Origin of the sequence: Bartonella sp. AD24XZML (assembly GCF_042196485.1) — a bacterium.
GTDB lineage: Bacteria > Pseudomonadota > Alphaproteobacteria > Rhizobiales > Rhizobiaceae > Bartonella.
This window is the reverse complement of sequence record NZ_JBHIQH010000006.1, coordinates 219,244-237,186: the sequence shown is the minus strand read 5'-3', so window position 1 is coordinate 237,186 and position 17,943 is coordinate 219,244. Positions and strand designations below refer to the sequence as shown.

12 protein-coding genes and 2 tRNA genes are annotated in these 17,943 nt (G+C 36.6%); 8 read left to right on the top strand and 6 right to left on the bottom strand.

Going from position 1 to position 17,943, the window contains the following annotated elements; all coding sequences use genetic code 11:
* Window positions 1-749 precede the first annotated feature (749 nt).
* A complete protein-coding gene (rpmA, locus tag ACFIMX_RS01030; protein WP_273723965.1) occupies window positions 750-1,019 on the bottom strand; it encodes a 50S ribosomal protein L27 in 270 nt (89 codons plus the stop codon).
* A gap of 12 nt (window positions 1,020-1,031) precedes the next feature.
* Complete coding sequence (gene rplU, locus ACFIMX_RS01025) at window positions 1,032-1,505, bottom strand: 50S ribosomal protein L21 (protein WP_375617555.1); 474 nt, start codon at window positions 1,503-1,505, stop codon at window positions 1,032-1,034.
* 284 nt (window positions 1,506-1,789) lie between these two features.
* Here rplU and ACFIMX_RS01020 point away from each other — a divergent pair.
* Window positions 1,790-1,879, top strand: a tRNA-Ser gene (locus ACFIMX_RS01020).
* A 328-nt stretch (window positions 1,880-2,207) separates the two neighbouring features.
* Here the strand turns inward: ACFIMX_RS01020 and pgi are convergent.
* The 3 genes from pgi to ACFIMX_RS01005 all read right to left on the bottom strand — a co-directional run bounded on the left by pgi (window position 2,208) and on the right by ACFIMX_RS01005 (window position 8,336).
* Window positions 2,208-3,872 (bottom strand): glucose-6-phosphate isomerase, encoded by a 1,665-nt coding sequence (pgi, locus tag ACFIMX_RS01015; RefSeq protein WP_375667278.1) that lies wholly within the window; start codon window positions 3,870-3,872, stop codon window positions 2,208-2,210.
* 190 nt (window positions 3,873-4,062) lie between these two features.
* A complete protein-coding gene (locus ACFIMX_RS01010) occupies window positions 4,063-7,200 on the bottom strand; it encodes an efflux RND transporter permease subunit (RefSeq protein ID WP_375693904.1) in 3,138 nt (1,045 codons plus the stop codon).
* Window positions 7,197-8,336: an efflux RND transporter periplasmic adaptor subunit gene (locus ACFIMX_RS01005; protein WP_375639541.1), complete on the bottom strand. Its 1,140-nt coding sequence runs from the start codon at window positions 8,334-8,336 to the stop codon at window positions 7,197-7,199. Before ACFIMX_RS01005 ends, ACFIMX_RS01010 begins: the two co-directional genes overlap by 4 nt.
* A 368-nt stretch (window positions 8,337-8,704) precedes the next feature.
* Here ACFIMX_RS01005 and ACFIMX_RS01000 point away from each other — a divergent pair.
* The 4 genes from ACFIMX_RS01000 to ACFIMX_RS00985 all read left to right on the top strand — a co-directional run bounded on the left by ACFIMX_RS01000 (window position 8,705) and on the right by ACFIMX_RS00985 (window position 13,733).
* Window positions 8,705-8,781: transfer RNA gene (locus ACFIMX_RS01000), tRNA-Arg, on the top strand.
* Between the two features lie 674 nt (window positions 8,782-9,455).
* Window positions 9,456-11,129, top strand: coding sequence for a formate--tetrahydrofolate ligase (locus ACFIMX_RS00995; protein ID WP_375617551.1), 1,674 nt, complete (start codon window positions 9,456-9,458; stop codon window positions 11,127-11,129).
* Window positions 11,130-11,316: 187 nt separating this feature from the next.
* Window positions 11,317-11,550, top strand: coding sequence for a 30S ribosomal protein S21 (rpsU, locus tag ACFIMX_RS00990; protein ID WP_375617550.1), 234 nt, complete (start codon window positions 11,317-11,319; stop codon window positions 11,548-11,550).
* A gap of 1,622 nt (window positions 11,551-13,172) precedes the next feature.
* Entirely contained in the window at window positions 13,173-13,733 is a 561-nt protein-coding gene (locus ACFIMX_RS00985) for an SH3 domain-containing protein (RefSeq protein ID WP_375617549.1), read from the top strand.
* A 46-nt stretch (window positions 13,734-13,779) separates the two neighbouring features.
* Here the strand turns inward: ACFIMX_RS00985 and irrA are convergent, their stop codons facing one another.
* The gene (gene irrA / locus ACFIMX_RS00980) at window positions 13,780-14,292 is read right to left on the bottom strand and encodes an iron response transcriptional regulator IrrA (protein WP_375639539.1); all 513 of its coding nucleotides are present in this window, start codon (window positions 14,290-14,292) and stop codon (window positions 13,780-13,782) included.
* Between the two features lie 231 nt (window positions 14,293-14,523).
* On the opposite strand from irrA, the gene fabA reads away from it, so the two are divergent.
* The 3 genes from fabA to fabI are packed head-to-tail and all read left to right on the top strand — an operon-like array spanning window position 14,524 to window position 17,178.
* The gene (gene fabA, locus ACFIMX_RS00975) at window positions 14,524-15,033 is read left to right on the top strand and encodes a 3-hydroxyacyl-[acyl-carrier-protein] dehydratase FabA (RefSeq protein ID WP_273722474.1); all 510 of its coding nucleotides are present in this window, start codon (window positions 14,524-14,526) and stop codon (window positions 15,031-15,033) included.
* A 57-nt stretch (window positions 15,034-15,090) separates the two neighbouring features.
* The gene (fabB, locus tag ACFIMX_RS00970) at window positions 15,091-16,311 is read left to right on the top strand and encodes a beta-ketoacyl-ACP synthase I (protein WP_375617547.1); all 1,221 of its coding nucleotides are present in this window, start codon (window positions 15,091-15,093) and stop codon (window positions 16,309-16,311) included.
* 48 nt (window positions 16,312-16,359) lie between these two features.
* A complete protein-coding gene (fabI, locus tag ACFIMX_RS00965; RefSeq protein ID WP_375606194.1) occupies window positions 16,360-17,178 on the top strand; it encodes an enoyl-ACP reductase FabI in 819 nt (272 codons plus the stop codon).
* The last annotated feature ends 765 nt before the right edge of the window (window positions 17,179-17,943 follow it).

Genomic DNA, 17,943 nt, shown 5'->3' with positions numbered 1-17,943 from the left:
CTCTACAAATAAGATAAATAAAGTAAAAAATGAAAAGCAATTATTGCCTTAACCCTAGCTCTTATGCTTGTTTATTTTCAATAATACACAATAATAGTGAAATCAGAAAAAATATTCTTGAAGGGCGCTGATTGCACGTTGGTTATTTTTATATCTTTAAACACCGTACTCCTTAAAAATATAATTTCACTCTCGATTTACCGAAAACTCCTTAATGCACGTCACTTTCAAAGTAGTTTTGACTACCTTCTTATGGATTTTTTATCCCTATGTCTTTTTAAATGAATAGCCCCACCTATCCACACTACCACCTAAAAACAGTATGACAACTCATCAATACCACAATGCCGATAAAAAGATCCATCTTTATCAAAATGATTACATCAATAATGCTCTCATTAAATTTCTCATAATTTTCTGAAAACAAACTGCTTCTCTTATAAAAAATTACTCGACGCTTCTTCATACATAAAAAGAAAGTCTCTCCTCACTGATTATTATACAGAAACTTATCAACAAACTCTATCATAATATCAATATGTTCAGTACTTAAATACTAACATAACAGCGCACAAACTTTTTCCCTCATTGAGAAAAGCCATTTCCCCAATTCTACCTTTTTATCTTCTACATTTATTATAGTACCAACGCAAAAAGGGAAAGATGAGATTCATCTTTCCCTTTGAATACTTATAAAACCACAACTACAATTCAATGAAATCCCGTTGATGGCTAGAAAGTGTTACAGATTACTCTGCTGCCTCCACCATAGGAATGACTGAAACATAGGAACGATTACCCGCTTTGCGTTGAAAAGAAACCTTTCCATTTGATAATGCAAAAAGCGTATGGTCTTTTCCAATGCCGACATTGTTTCCAGGATGCCAACGTGTACCACGCTGGCGAATAATAATATTTCCGGCAATAACGGTTTCACCACCAAATTTTTTAACGCCTAGACGTTTCGATTCTGAATCACGACCATTACGCGAGGAACCACCAGCTTTTTTATGTGCCATAGACGCTCTCCTTTAATCTTTCTTACTCTTTGATGCTACAGACGCTTTCTTCTGCGGCGCAGTCTTTTTTTCAACCGTTTTTTTAGCCGTCTTCTCAACAGAAACAGCAGCTTTTGTTTCTTTAGTTTCTTCTTCTTTTATCGGTTTCGCAGCAACTTTTTTAGGTTCTGAACCACCCATTAAAATTTCTAAAACACGAAGCCTCGTAAATTCTTGACGATGGCCACGCGTGCGTTTAGAATTTTGACGACGGCGCTTCTTAAATGCGATAACCTTGCGTCCACGTGCCTGTTCTAAAATCTCAGCTGTCACCAATGCATCAACAACGACAGGGATACCAATAACCGCATTACCTTCTTGCCCAACCATTAATATGTCATTGAATTCAACTACATCACCCGCATTTCCACTAACTTTTTCAACTTTTACCACTTGATTAGCAACAATGCGGTATTGCTTACCACCAGTTTTAATGACTGCGAACATTTTTTATCCTTCCGTTCACTCCAGCTCTTATTTAATTTCTGCCTTGAAATAAGGGAAAATAGGCTGCTTTTTATCAGTCGTAATAGATCTCAAAGAAGGATAAAACCTTCTTCAACACAAATATGCGCAGATTTCCCCACGCTTATATTTTGTATATATGAAGGAATTTCTATTCTCTGTCAATAAAGTCCCATAAAAAAGAAAAAAAGGTTGTACCAAAAACAATTGAAGGTTATCTACCCTTATACACTCAAATAGTGCCGATTTTTGTTTCACTTTATTATGGAGAGATGGCTGAGTGGTTGAAAGCACCGCACTCGAAATGCGGCATAGGGGCAACTCTATCGGGGGTTCAAATCCCTCTCTCTCCGCCACAGTTTATAAAGCGATATTGTAGCTTGCCAGTTGTTGTTGTAGCTTGCCAGCGGGTTTTGTATATTTTGCCACTAGGTTTTGTACCAATTTATTTTTTTTCAAGAGTTTTTAAGGTGTTCTCAAAGGGTTTTCAAAGACCTCTCAAAGGTCTTTATCGTTTTTGCGAATAAATTCTCATTTTTACAATTTTTGCACTTTTTTGATTTTCTGTTACATAAATCTAATCCAGATAATAAGAGAACGTATAGTAAAATTAAAGAATTATCTCATATTTCTCTCTCATTCTACTTTTGCTTAGTTAGTACAAAAACTACTGTAAAATTATATTTATTTTGCACGTCTTGCTTGAATATGTGCTAGCAACCCTAATGTTGAACTATCACGATTATCCGCTTTACTTTCTCCACGAAGAATTGGTAATAACTCGTTTGCTAATTCTTTACCAAGTTCAACACCCCATTGATCAAATGAATTAATATTCATTAAAATCCCTTCAACAAAAGTGCGATGTTCATAAAGCGCAATAAGACGACCGAGTGCAAAAGGTGTTAATGAATCTTGAACCAGCGTAATGCTGGGACGGTTTCCTTTAAAACTTCTATGACGTGCTAAATGGTCTGCTTCACCCTCATCAACTCCATTTTTTATCAAGATATGCCGAGCATCTTCAATACTACGCCCCTTCATCAAGGCTTTTGATTGTGCTAAACCGTTTGCTAGCAACATCTCATACATAGAATGTAATTTTTTCTCATGCCCTTTTATAAATAAAATAAATTCTACAGGAATAATATCTGTTCCTTGATGCAGAAGCTGAAAAAAAGCATGTTGACTATTTGTTCCTGAATCCCCCCAAACAATTGGACCACTTGAAAAACTTAATGGTTTTCCATCCAGCGAGACTTGCTTACCATTTGATTCCATATCAAGCTGTTGTAAATAAGCTGGAAAATGTATTAAACGCTGTGCATAAGGAATGATCGAACGTGATGAATAACCACAAATAACACGATGCCAGAATCCTAAAAGAGCAAAACGAATAGGAATATTTTTATGTAAAGGCATAGTTTTAAAATGTTGGTCCATTTGCAAAGCACCATTGAGAAATTGGCGAAAATTTCCACCACCTATTGCAAACATAACAACAAGTCCAATGGCTGACCAAATTGAATAACGTCCTCCAACCCAATTCCAAAATTTAAAAACTCTTGTGGAATCTATGCCAAATTCTGCCACTTTATCAAGCGCACTTGAAACAGCAACAAAATGCGTACAAACGGCTTCTTCTCCTAAATGTGAACAAATCCACTGACGTGCAACTTGAGCATTGACCATTGTTTCAGCCGTTGTAAAAGTTTTAGAAGCAATGACAAACAGCGTTGTTGCTGGATTCAAAATAGAGAGAGTATCAGAAATATGGGCACTGTCAGCATTCGAAACAAAATGACACTGTGGACCATCATGATAAGGTTTTAAAGCATATGTGACCATTGCAGGACCAAGATCAGAACCACCAATACCAATATTGACAATATCACTTATTCTCTCGCCACTGCTTCCCTTATAGCTTCCATCACGCACCTTTTCAGAAAATCTTTCCATATCTTCAAGGACGTCTTGAATATCGCGAATAAGATTATGACCATCCAACATGAAAATTTCATCAGCAGGTAAACGTAATGCAATATGAAGAACTGAGCGTTTTTCAGTTGTATTAATCGCCTTACCAGAAAACATTGCATCACGCCGGCCTAACACATCTGCTGCGACCGCTAAATCATCTAGAATTTGCAATGTTTTAAATGTCACACCACATTTTGAAAAATCGAAAAGAAGATCATCAAGTCTGAGGGAAAAATGGGAAAAACGCTGTTCATCTTCTACAAAATGCCGACGAATATCATAGACCCCATCCTTTGCGGCATGGTTTCTTAAAGCTTTTAATGTGGCTTTAAAAGCCATTTCATTTCGAATCGAAAAGCTATCTCCCATAAGCTTATCCTATACGGTTATTGATAATGAAATCTATGCCCAAACAATAACAAAGCAGAAAGCATCTCCTTTATTGGTCGCTATTTTCACTGCTCACATAAAAATGAAGGAATATACAAAATATAAAGGATAAGATCCGAAAATGATATTTTTACAAGAATAAACTTTCAAATCTTTTCTATCATATACATCATTTAACTTGATTGAGTTCTTTTGTTAAACGTAAATCTTCTTCTGCTTTTGGTCTTATAAAACGCCCTAAAAAAAGATAAACAACCGGTGTAACATAAAGCGTAAAAATAGTTGCTAAACCTAAGCCACCAACGATAACCCAACCTAAAGCTATACGAGCTTCTGCGCCAGCACCTTTGGCCAAAACCAAAGGAATACCTCCTAAAATGGCACAAATCATTGTCATACAAACTGGACGAAGGCGAATGTTTGCTGCTTCTTCTACGGCTTCACGCACGCTTCTTCCCTGATCGCGTAATTGATCTGCAAATTCAACAATGAGAATACCATTTTTTGCCATAACACCAATTAACAAAATTAATCCAATTTGGCTGTAAATATTAAGACTTACACCACTTAATAGCATAGCAATTACAGCACAACCAATCCCTAATGGGACAGTGGCCATGATAATGAATCCTGAAATAAAGCTTTCAAACTGAGCAGCCAAAATCAATAAAATAATCAAAAAGGCAATGCCAAAAACAATCATAAAATTGGAAGATGTTTCATTAAGCGTTTCGGCTTCCCCTAAAGGAACCAAGTAGGTTCCTTTCGATAACAAAGGAGAAGCAATTTTCTGTACAGTTTGGTAAGCTTCCCCTAAAGCAATATCTGGAGCAAGATTTGCGCTTAAAATAACAGCACTCATGCGTTTTTCCCGTTTTAGTTGGGGAGCAATAGCTTTTTCATGTAAACGCGCAATAACCGATAAAGGAACATATCGATTGTCTTTGGTTTTTAAAAAAATATTTTCTAAATCGCTAGGACTCTTCATAGAATTTGTACGCGATATCAATTTAACATCGTAAGAATGATCATCCACGTTAATGGAACCAATCTTTTTACCATCCAACATTGCTTGTAATGTATCGCCCAAATTCGTGATATCAATCCCTAAATCGGAGGCTTTTTTTCGATTGATTTCAATAAAAAATTGCGGTTGTGTTGCATCAACAGTAAGGCGTGGGCGAATAAAACGCGGATCATCTTGTAAAGCACTAACCAGCTTATCAGCAATGGGTTGTAATGTTGCATAATCATTGCCAAGAATTGCAAATTGCAACCCTTGCCCAGTTCCACTCACACCTAGAGAATTTCCCTGCGCAGCAAACACAAAAACTGCGGGAAACTGTTTAACCTTTGCATTAACATCTTTCACGATTTCTTGCTGACTACGTAAACGTTTATTCCAAGATGAAAGCAATAAAATCAAAAAAGCAGTATTGGGTGAACCTCCAATACCCGCGATAGAGTAACTGTTAGCAATCTCCCCTGCATCACGTAATGGCTGTAGACTTGCTTCAATTTGCTCTACCTGCTCGTTCAAATATTGTGTCGAAATACCTTGTGGTCCATTAATAACCAAAAAGATAAGAGCTCTATCTTCTGCTGGCGTTAATTCCTGTTGCAGTTTCATATAGCCCCCAATACAAAGCCCCCCAAAAATAAGTGAAGCAAAAACAACAGCCCAAGGTTTTTCTAAACACTTATGCAAACTGTACGTATATGCCTTATGAAAAAAAGTACCTAATTTATATAAAAAAGTAAAATAATGATGGGACTTTTCCTCTTTCTCCTCAATATGTTCTTTGAGAAAACGTGAAGCCAACATGGGACAAAGCGTTAAAGCAACAACTGAAGAAAGCAAAATAGAAATTGCCAAAACAAAACCGAATTCTCTAAAAAGTCCTCCAACTTGCCCAGGAAGAAAGGAAATAGGAACAAACACAGCCACTAATGTCAATGTTGTTGCTAAAACAGCAAAAAATACTTCACGTGTTCCTATCACCGCTGCTGCTCTGGAACCTAATCCCATGTTGCGCCACCGAACAATATTCTCAAGAACAACAATGGCATCATCCACAACAAGCCCTGTTGCTAAAACAAGTCCTAAAAATGTGAGAATATTCAATGAAAACCCTACAAGATAAATAGCTGCAATGGTACCAATCAAAGCGACAGGAAGAGATAAAGCAGGTATCAGCGTTACACGAATGTCTCTGAGAAAAAGAAAAATGACCAAGATAACGCTCAAAATAGCAATGACCAAAGCAACTTCAACCTCATGAAGAGCGCTTTTAATAAAAATTGCATCGTCATTAATAACGTCTATATTTACAGAAGAAGGAACAATACTTTTGAGATTATCAACAACGGCTCTCACACCTTCAGAAATATTAAGAGTGTTGGATTGTGCTTTACGCACGATACCTAATCCAATACCTGTCTTTCCATTGATACGAAGAATAACTGTTTCTATATCCGGCGATAAAGTAACATGCGCAACATCACCAAGATGCACATGAGGCTTTAAAACAACTTGTTCAAAAGATTCTGGTGTTGTTAAACGTGCAGTAGCACGTACAACTAAAGTTTGCTTAGAATTGCGTAATGACCCTACTGGCACATCTGTTGTCATATCAGCAAGAACACGTGAAATATCTGCTACAGTTAATCCATAACTTGCAAGTTTTGCTTGATCTATATCAATCTGAAAAATCTTTGTGCGAGCACTATCGACCTGTACATCACCAACACCATCAACAGCAGAAATAGCATCAACAATCTGATCGTTTACAATCGTGGTTAAATCATCAACACTCATTGTTGGTGACGTTACAACCAAATACATCATGGCAGCAGCATTCGAATCTGCTTTAATAATCAAAGGCAAATCCGCATCTTTCGGTAAAGAATAGGTAACACGAGAGAGAGCATCACGAATATCAGATGCAGCAACATTCAAATCAACACCGACATTAAAGTTAATCTTCACACGGGAGCGTCCAAAAGAAGACGTTGAAGAAATCGCCTTAACACCTGAAACACGAGAAACAGCATCTTCTATAATTTTTGTAACTTCACGATCAATTGTTTCCGCCGATGCACCAGAAAACATCGTCACAATCGTTGTTACGGGAGTATCAACATCGGGTAATTCTCTTACATCAACATTTAACCATGCTGCAAATCCTGCAATGATGATCATAACATTCAAAACAAGAGTAAAAACCGGTCTGCGAATAAATAAGGTAATGAGACCACCTTGCTCCACCTTTGACGTAGGCTGTTTTGTGCTCAATTCTTGGCTCATTGTATATCCGTTCCATAACCTACTGATAATTGCTGTTGAAGAGACTTTGGATCATCAATAGTTACTTTACTTCCTGGATAAAGCATTTGCACCCCTTGAATGACAACTTGATCACCATTTTCTAGGGGAGCTTTCACGAAAACCTGATCCGCTTTATGCTGAATAATTGTTACGGGAATAGACTCTACTTTTCCTTCTCTCACACGCCAAACGAATGATCCTTTACTATTCCATTGAACTGCAAGAGGATTAACGACAGGAAAAGAACCACCATGAAACTGCAAGGAAACAGAAAAGGACATACCAGACATGAGCGTATCTTTTTCATTATTGATTTCAACCTGAACATGAAGTGTGCGACTTTCTGGATCAACGATATTATCAATCGCATAAATATGACCAACAAAAGATCTATCTGGCTGCGCGATTAACGTTGCCGTTACCTCATCTCCTTCATTGATGCGCGACACATATCGTTCAGGGGCCCATATATCGACCAAAATACGTTCTCTATTCTCAATACGGCCTATTACAGTATTAAGGGCCACGTTATTTCCCGCATCAACGGGCAAAATACCAACAACTCCAGGAATCGGTGCTCGAATTGTTCGCCGATCGAGATCTAATTCAGCATTACGCAAAACTAAATTTGCGTTATCCAACTCTAAGCGTGCCATAATTTCTTGAACTTCCGTTGCTGTATTGCTGGCGCGTAATTTAAGAATGCGCGAAAGCGTTAACGCATTGTTATCACGTTGCACTTTTGCTTTTGCAGCCGCTATTTCTTCTTTTTTAGAATCAAGCTTTGCAATCACATCATCGGCTTGTACTTTTGTACCCGCTGATACAAAAAGCTTATCAATAACACCTGAGGATAAAGGGGTAAGCTCGACTTCTGCAAGAGCTTTTCCACTCCCAAGAACGTTAAGTTGTTCATAAAGATCTTGAACTTTTACAAGATCAACGACAACATTTACCGGTGGCCTTCCCATTTTTTCATTTGAAGCTTTATCCGATACTCTTGTTTTATCCACCATAGAAATGGGTTGGTCCGCACTCTTTTTTCCAGCCCAATAGGTAACCGTTAAAACAACGATTAAAAACACCAATGGAAAGCTCTTTTTTAATAACGCCATACATCCGCCCTTGCTGTGCCATCTTCATCTGAAATAGTTTTCAACAGTAATATCGGCGTTTTACACAAAAACCCAACAGCGGGTGTATATATCTTACCCCCACCGCAAAAAAACACATCTCATCTCTGCTTGACTATCTTTCATAGATTAAAACGTCAAGTTAACTATCGTTCATATTGCTTTGTATGGTCATGACAAAAAAATGTTCATATCAAAACCAACTGAAGCCATAATATATTATATCTTTTTTTAAAATATCTCATAAAAAAGAGAAATTTTTTTTATTACTATCCAAGTTTCACTTGCATTTCTTTAATGAAACGATTAGGAACCCCTTGTCTTAGACAATGTAAAAAATTGAAATGTATGCACCCGTAGCTCAGCTGGATAGAGCACCAGACTACGAATCTGGGGGTCAGGAGTTCGAATCTCTTCGGGTGCGCCATCATCAACAATATCTTCTTATAAAGTCAGACTTTTTAAATTCTTTATTTTGTATTTTGTTATTTCATTTTGTTGTGAGTCGTTTCTTTAGCCATTTTGCTAAAATAAGATGTTATGAGTCCTTCAATTCAGCTCTAAGGTGCTTTTATTAGCTTATAATCGTAGCGATTGCATGAGTAGCGTGTGTTGTTGTTTTCTTTTTTCAATCTATGCGCTTGTTTTTGGTCTCTTCCGGATTATACTCTCTACTCAGTTAGGTAATTTTTTACGTGCTTATTTCTAATTATTCCATAACTGGATGCTTCTGGATATTTTATTCCTAGCAGTCCCATCTTAAGAGGGACTTCAGATGTGCCGCCATAAATTCCGGTTTACCACCATGTGAAACTTTTTCAGTGTGTTGTTGGAAAGAATAAATAAACTACTTCTCAAACGTACTACTATGAAACACTTATGGTATCCATTAATATCATCAGCATTTGTTGCAAACCAAAGATTCTTTTTCCTAAAAAACAATAAAACTCTTCTTGTGCTTCTTTAGCATTATCTCTTGCATGGCATATCATCGATTTCTATGATATCTTAATATTTTTCTGTTCTCTATGAATTTTTCTAATTAATCCATGGGGTACAGATCCCAAACGTTAATAAAAGCTAAGTTTAAAGAATTTTTCCATGCCTAAAACTGATATTGAAATTGCTCGCACTGCTAAAAAGCAACATATTATTGAAATTGCACAAAAAATTGGTATCTCACATGAAAATCTCATTCCCTATGGTCATGATAAAGCTAAAATTTCTTCTGAATACATAAAATCGCTTAATAAAAATCCAGATGGTAAACTTATCCTTCTCACAGCTATCAATCCCACACCTGCCGGAGAAGGCAAAACAACAACAACAGTTGGACTAAGTGATGCTCTTAATCTTATTGGTAAAAAAACAATAGCTACCTTGAGAGAACCATCTTTAGGTCCCTGTTTTGGTGTAAAAGGTGGTGCTGCTGGTGGTGGTTATGCGCAAGTCATTCCAATGGATGACCTTAATTTACATTTTACCGGTGATTTTCATGCTATTACAGCTGCTCATAATCTTCTTGCCGCAATGATAGATAATCATCTTTATTGGGGAAACACTCTAAACATTGATCCACGTCGCATTGTTTGGAAACGCGTTCTTGATATGAATGATCGTGCATTGCGCGATATTGTCATTTCATTGGGGGGCATAACAAATGGTTTTCCACGCCAAACAGGTTTTGATATTACTGTTGCATCAGAAATTATGGCGCTTCTTTGTCTCTCTGAAAATTTAGAAAACCTTACACAAAGACTCAAGAAAATTATTGTTGCTTATCGTTATGATAAAACGCCCATCACCGTTGCTGATCTCAATGCGGAAGGTGCAATGGCAGTTCTTCTCAAAGATGCTATACAACCCAATCTCGTACAGACAATTGAAAATAATCCTGTTCTCGTTCATGGAGGACCTTTTGCCAACATTGCTCATGGTTGCAATTCAGTTATAGCAACAAAAACTGCTTTAAAACTTGCTGATTATGTTGTCACAGAAGCAGGGTTTGGAGCAGATCTTGGAGCAGAAAAGTTCTTCAATATCAAATGTAGGCAAGCAGGTATTGTACCAAATGCTACAGTGATCGTCGCAACTATTCGTGCATTAAAAATGAACGGTGGTCTGGATAAAAATAACCTGACAGAAGAAAATATTACCGCTTTAGAAAAAGGAGCTGCCAATCTTTTACGACACATAGAAAATATGAAGCACTACGGTATTCCTTGTGTTGTGGCTATCAATCATTTTGACAGCGATAGCGATGCTGAAATAAAAACATTACAAAAAATAGTTGCAACAACTGGACACAAAGCTATTATCTGTAAGCATTGGGAACAAGGTGGAAAAGGCGCTATAGAACTTGCACAAGAACTCGTTACCTTGATTGAAAAGCACGATTCTGATTTTAAAGTTCTCTATCAAGATGATATTCCACTCGTTCAAAAAATTAATTGTATTATAACAAAGCTATACGGTGGACGTGGCGCCATCATCCCAGCCCCTATTCTCAAACAACTTGAAACTTGGGAAAAAGAAGGTTTTGGCGTCTACCCTATTTGTATGGCAAAAACACCTTATTCTTTTTCTTCTGATCCCAAGCAATACGGCGCTCCTGTTGATTTTGAAATTCCCATACGAGAAGTTCGTCTCTGTGCGGGAGCCGGTTTTATTGTTGTCATTTGTGGAGATGTTATGACCATGCCGGGACTACCCCATTATCCCACGGCTGAAAAAATTCATCTTGACGAAAATGATCAAATACAAGGACTTTCATAAATTTATAACCGTAAATTCTATCATTCATTATAAAAAGCGTTTTATTATAAAAAAAATAGAATTTTAAAAAGCGATATAGACAAATGTCTTATTTATATGATATAAGCGTTTGTCCTTTTGGATATGCCTTTAAAAGGACGTAGGTTTTTTCCTATCATTTATGACACTGAAAAAAGCAGGATAGATAGTGCAAGTACTCGTTCGTGATAATAATGTTGACCAAGCGCTCCGTGCGTTGAAAAAAAAGATGCAGCGTGAAGGTATCTTCCGTGAAATGAAAATGCGTACTTATTATGAGAAGCCATCTGAGAAGCGTGCTCGTGAAAAAGCTGAAGCTATTCGTCGTACACGTAAGCTTGCTCGTAAGCGTGCACAAAGAGAAGGTTTTGTTAGTAACGGACGAACTGTTGCGGTAAAGTAATATACTTTATAATATTATATAATTGCATAAGCAATAGATAGTAAACTACTAGAAAATTTTATCTTCATAGTTGATTGCAATAAATTGCTTGTGTGTAGGTTTTTGTGTACAATGTTATCTAATATGTTAGTTATTTGAAAATAATAAGATTTCTATCATAGAGGTGGTTTTTATTTCACTCTTATATTTCAAAAAATAGATAACAAACTACACTTGAGGTATTTAAGCGACTTTTTCCTATGTAAATTGAGTGCGGGGTGTTTTATTATCACTTTTCGCTATAATTTTTTCCTTCTGGATATCTCTTACATCACTGCTTCTTATGTACAGTTTCATGATGAATTTCTTTTTTGTCATTAAATATTCTACATCTTTCGATCATCCTAGGTCTGATTACAAAACAAAAATAACTATCGCAATATGCGATTGTGTGTAAAATATAATATCAAATTCATAATCCTCTTTCCCTTCAGTTATGTAACGAAACGATATAATTCCATAACTTTTTATATCTCTTGATTCTGTCTCTCTAAAGGATGACGAATTTCAACCACTGCACTATAGATTCTTTTTTCTTGATAAATTTCTTCTATTCATCACTTATGTAATTACCCTCATCAGTGTATCGAATAAGCCTTTCTATTTCATTCAACTTTCTTCTATACTGAGTTAGAGAAAAAGAAAATTGACAATAAACAGAGAAAACACTGTGTTTTAATATGGATGAATGTGCCTTTTATTACTATTTTTGATGGAAATGTTTTTAAAATTTAAATAACGAGTTAAAGTTTCTAAAGCGGAGATTTGTTATTATAAGTAATCGTTTTTCATATTAAGTAATAATTCTGAATAACGTAAATTTTCTCAACACTTTCTCATATTGAATCAATGAAGACTATTTTCTCGTACATCATAAGCGGGATTCGTACGCAAATAGAATAAAAGCTATTTAAGAAAAAACAAAAAGGCTTCTTATGAATACCATAAATAATAAGAATAGCATAACATTGAAAGCTGGTAAATAGAACGATGAAACCAGCTTATCTACCATACGGATAAGCATTATCATGGCATAAGATTAGAGTGTAGCAAATTTTATAAATGAATTATCACGAAAAAGTATCCTGTTAAAATTAGCCCTTCATATATCAATCTACTCTATAAATGTTGCTCATATTTTTACGCTTAAATGTTTTATTTATCGTATTATTTTGTTCATTCAAAACTTCTTTTCAAGCCACACAATAATCCCTTTACTGAACAGCTCTTTGTTCATAATATGCATACATGGACTTTTACTTTGAGAAACAAACTCAGAAAAGAGATGCAATACTTTAGCCCTAATTTCCTGTACAAAAACTGCTAAGGCTCCAGTATACTTTACTATTTTATCACGCCTACAGCTACATAAAAATCTCATGTTTATTTATATCTACCCCCTCATAAACAAGATAAGCACTAAGAAATACAAACCTTTTGTTTTCCTTATTTTGATATTTTTGTAGCAATTTTTTCATCGTTTAGATCTCTTTAACGAGCAATGTGTCATACTTTTTATCAGTTTCCAGTCTTATCTTTCAGATTTTAAATTTCCAATATATGACGAAATAAAGGAGTTCGGTGTGCAAAATTCTCGTTGGTTTCGCGTTTCAATACTCATATCATGTATCTTAATAGCAATAGTCATTGTATTGGGTTCTCCTCATTTGTTGCATGCACAAACATTTAATCAAAATTTAGGGCCCAGTGGTTTACCACTTCCGCGATTTGCTTCGATTAAACCCACCAGCGTTAATGTACGCGTCGGACCAGGAAGCAACTATTCTATCATTTTCACCTACAAAAAGAAGGGCTTACCTATTGAAATCATTCAAGAATATGATCAATGGCGCAAAATTCGTGATGCAGAAGGCGATGAGGGATGGGTATATCAATCGCTTTTATCGGGAAAGCGAACTGCTATAACTATTCCATGGCAAAAAGATAAAACAAAAAGGCTGATGCTACGAAAAAACCCCACCGACAACGCAAAACTTGTGGCGGAAGTAGAACCTAACGTCATTGGTAACATCCGCCAATGTGATGGACAATGGTGCGAACTAAACATTAATAATACGCGGGGATGGCTTCAGCAACCCCAGTTATGGGGAATCTATCCTGATGAAAAAGTAAAAGGTTGGTGAATACTCAAACTCAACAAGTTTAATTTTTATTCCTCATTGAATATCCTCACTGCCTATCACAAGATTGATTTTTTGGTTTCAATCGCACGATTAAATCAACATGTGAAATTTCCATACCTTCTGGTGGCTTAGGCAAATTTCTAATAATGGGAGCTTCTTCCAAATTATAAGGAATATCAAGAATACGATTTTCGCCTTCTATATAAAAATGGTAGTGATCAGAGGTATTGGTATCAAACCAAGTTTTTGAGCCTTCTACGGCAATAATCCGTAATAATCCCGTTTCCGTAAATTGATGAAGCGTATTATAAACCGTTGCTAAAGATATAGGTACACCTGCCCTCACCGCTTCCTCATAGAGCTCTTCAGCAGTAATATGACGATTTCCTTGAGAAAAAATCATATGTGCAAGTTCCAACCGCTGACGTGTTGGACGCAGACCATTTTGACGCAAACGTTTTTCTAACATAGAAATGGAATAATATTGCACAATTTTTCCACACTCTTTTGTGAACTGCTGCTCTTCATTCATATCTAAATTGTCTGCACTCACTGACATATTATAAACCCAAATATATTCCTGCTAAATAAGATCAAAATACAAAAAAATGGGAATAGTATGGTGTAATCTTGTATTCCATTTTTAAATAATTACCTATGTAGAATACATAAAAAAAGGCTTTTGTCATTAAAAATGATATAAAATCATTTCCCTCTCTTTAAAATTTGCTCTAAAAGTAGGTTGGGAAAAGCGCAGAAATAAAGATATATGCAAATAAATGGAGTAACAATGGCTGAACAAAAGTCTCGCTACACTTATGAAGAGCTTCTAAGCTGCGCTCGCGGCGAAATGTTTGGTAGAGGTAATGCGCAATTGCCAGCACCGCCAATGTTAATGATTCATCGAATCACTCAAATTAGTGAAACTGATGGTAAATACGATAAAGGAATGGTTCGCGCCGAATTTGACATTACACCAGACATGTGGTTCTTTAATTGTCACTTTATAGGCGATCCCGTCATGCCAGGATGTCTCGGACTGGATGGTATGTGGCAATTAACAGGTTTTTTTCTTGGTTGGCTAGGCGAACCAGGCAAAGGAAGAGCAATATCAACAGGTGAAGTAAAGTTATCAGGGATGGTAACTCCACAAACCAAAATTCTTGAATATGAAATAGATTTTAAGCGTATTCGACGTGGAAATTTAGTCTTAGGAATAGCTGATGGGTGGCTAAAAGCAGATGGAGAGACTATTTATAAGGCGAACGATTTACGCGTTGCTTTATTCAAAGAAGATTGAACGTTATTTCCGTCAGAAAGAACTTTTCACTATTCTGTATGGAACGAGGAGGTATGAATGCGTCGAGTTGTTGTAACCGGAATGGGAATTGTCTCCGCAATTGGAAATAACCCTGGAGCTGTTTTAACCAGTTTACGTGAAGCAAAATCCGGAATTTCTTACGCACCTCAATATGCTGAATTAGGCTTTCGTAGCAGAGTTTATGGCAAGCCCGATATTAATATAGAAGAACTCGTAGATCGACGTGCTCTACGTTTTCATGGGCGTGGAACAGCATGGAATCACATCGCCATGGATCAAGCAATTGCTGATGCGGGTCTAGAACCGCATGAAGTATCGAACGAACACACGGGTATTATTATGGGTTCTGGAGGTGCTTCAACACATTCAATCGTAGAAGCTGCTGACATTACACGCCAAAAAGGTCCAAAACGAGTTGGACCTTTTGTTGTCCCTAAAGCGATGAGTTCCACAGCATCTGCAACATTAGCAACTTTCTTTAAAATAAAGGGGATCAATTATTCAATCTCTTCAGCTTGTGCTACCTCCAATCATTGTATTGGTAATGCTTACGAAATGATTCAATATGGTAAACAGAAGCGCATCTTTGCCGGTGGCTGCGAAGATTTGGATTGGACACTATCTGTTTTATTCGATGCCATGGGCGCTATGTCCAGCAGATATAATGACACCCCTCACAAAGCTTCACGTGCTTATGATGTTAATCGTGATGGTTTTGTCATTGCTGGAGGTGCTGGTGTTTTAGTCCTTGAAGATTTAGAACTTGCTAAAGCACGTGGTGCAAAAATCTACGGAGAAATCATTGGATACGGTGCGACATCCGATGGACATGATATGGTTGCCCCATCAGGAGAGGGAGCAGAACGATGCATGCGCATGGCCCTTGCAACAGTCAATAATAAAATTGATTATATCAATCCCCATGCAACAGCAACTCCTGTTGGTGATCCTCCTGAGATAGAAGCTATCCGTCGTGTCTTTGGAACAGGCGATCAATGCCCCCCCATTTCCGCTACCAAATCTCTAACAGGACATTCCTTAGGAGCAGCAGGTGTTCACGAAGCAATCTATACATTGTTAATGATGAATCATAATTTTATTTGTGAAAGTGCCCATATTGAAGAACTTGATCCAGCTTTTGCTGATATGCCTATCGTTCGTGAACGACGTGATCATCAACAACTGAATACCGTATTGTCAAATACTTTTGGCTTTGGCGGTACCAATGCAACGCTTGTTTTCCAACGTTATGTATAAACAAAAGCTCTTAGTAATTGAAAAAAGTACGGTCTTACGGAGAATAATATGAAAGGTTTGATGGAGGGCAAACGCGGCCTTATTATGGGAATTGCGAATGACCATTCAATTGCTTGGGGCATTGCCTGTCAGCTCGCACAAGCAGGAGCTGAATTAGCGTTGACTTATCAAGGAAATGCTTTTGGAAAACGTGTTCATCCCCTAGCAGATAAACTTGGCTGCAAATTAGTGCTAGAGTGTGACGTTGAAAAAAGTGAAAATATTGATTACGTCTTTGAACAACTTGAAAAAGAATGGAAAACCATTGATTTTATTGTCCATGCTATTGGTTTTTCAGATAAAAATCAGCTAAAAGGGCGTTACGTTGATGTTACAACACGTGAAAACTTTCAACGCACGATGGTTATTTCAGCTTATTCCTTTACTGAAATTGCCCAGCGCGCCGGTAAACTTATGCCCAATGGAGGAACACTTTTAACTCTTACCTATGGTGCTTCACAGCAAGTTGTGCCTAATTATAACATCATGGGTGTTGCTAAAGCAGCTTTAGAAGCTATGGTACGTTATTTAGCTGCGGACTTTGGTCCTCAAAATATTCGTGTCAATGCGATTTCCGCTGGTCCTGTTAGAACTTTAGCAGGTAATGGTATTGCAGCTGCACGTGCAATATTTTCACATCAACGGCGTAATGCCCCATTACGGCGTACCGTAAATATTCATGAAATTGGAAAATCTGCTCTTTATCTACTCTCTGACTTATCATCAGGTGTTACAGGTGAAATTCATTATGTTGATTCAGGATATAACATCATGTCTATGCCAATACTTGAAGAACTGAAAAAAAGTGACGATTCCCAAGAAGGATAAATTTTATTTCATTGCACTAAAAAATAAAATCAATCATGTGCATAGTGCTTTAATCGGGTATTGATTACTTTCTCAGCTATATAATAGTGTATTGACTTATAATAATATGGCGTAAGGAATATGTGCAAATATTTGTAAGAATAAGTCAATACAAAACCAAGATGTACGATGCCCTGTTTCGCAAAATATTTTATAAAAATCCGGAATATTTCTTCAATCCATGGTTGATAAATTTTGTATTTTATGACGTTATTTACCTTACTAAAGCATACGCTTTTGTCGTTGTTGTAGTTTGACACTAGGTTTTATACTAAGTGGGAAAAGGTGGGATTAAGTAGGAATACGTGGTAATTTGTTGTTTTTATGTATAAAATTTAGCATTAAATGCGCGTTTTGTCAAAATAGATTTTGACACCTAAAATTGTAAAAAAGAGCTAAAAAGAGTGAAAATCAGAAAAAAGTGCGTTTTCATGGTAAAAATGAGAGAGGGCTTTGAAAGGTCTTTGAAAACCCTGTGAAAAATTTTGAAAAGTCTGTGAAATCCCAGAAAACCGCCTTTGAAGACCCGGTGAAAAAAATCAATCTAAAAGTTCAATTGACGTCAAAATCAGCCAAAAATGACCAAAAAAGCAAAAAAGATTTCCATATATAAGTGGAAATCTCTAAAAATTGAGTAAAAAGTATTTTTTATCAATAATTTATATAAATTTTTTAATGTAAAAAGATTTCCACTTTCATTTTTCATTTTAGAGAGGCATTAAGCTG

Coding starts and splice junctions, on each gene's coding strand:
- pgi (WP_375667278.1), bottom strand. CDS start 3,872: ATGGGAGATAGCTTTTCGATTCGAAATGAAATGGCTTTTAAAGCCACA.
- rplU (WP_375617555.1), bottom strand. CDS start 1,505: ATGTTCGCAGTCATTAAAACTGGTGGTAAGCAATACCGCATTGTTGCT.
- fabA (WP_273722474.1), top strand. CDS start 14,524: ATGGCTGAACAAAAGTCTCGCTACACTTATGAAGAGCTTCTAAGCTGC.
- ACFIMX_RS01010 (WP_375693904.1), bottom strand. CDS start 7,200: ATGAGCCAAGAATTGAGCACAAAACAGCCTACGTCAAAGGTGGAGCAA.
- ACFIMX_RS01005 (WP_375639541.1), bottom strand. CDS start 8,336: ATGGCGTTATTAAAAAAGAGCTTTCCATTGGTGTTTTTAATCGTTGTT.
- fabB (WP_375617547.1), top strand. CDS start 15,091: ATGCGTCGAGTTGTTGTAACCGGAATGGGAATTGTCTCCGCAATTGGA.
- rpmA (WP_273723965.1), bottom strand. CDS start 1,019: ATGGCACATAAAAAAGCTGGTGGTTCCTCGCGTAATGGTCGTGATTCA.
- irrA (WP_375639539.1), bottom strand. CDS start 14,292: ATGTCAGTGAGTGCAGACAATTTAGATATGAATGAAGAGCAGCAGTTC.
- fabI (WP_375606194.1), top strand. CDS start 16,360: ATGAAAGGTTTGATGGAGGGCAAACGCGGCCTTATTATGGGAATTGCG.
- ACFIMX_RS00995 (WP_375617551.1), top strand. CDS start 9,456: ATGCCTAAAACTGATATTGAAATTGCTCGCACTGCTAAAAAGCAACAT.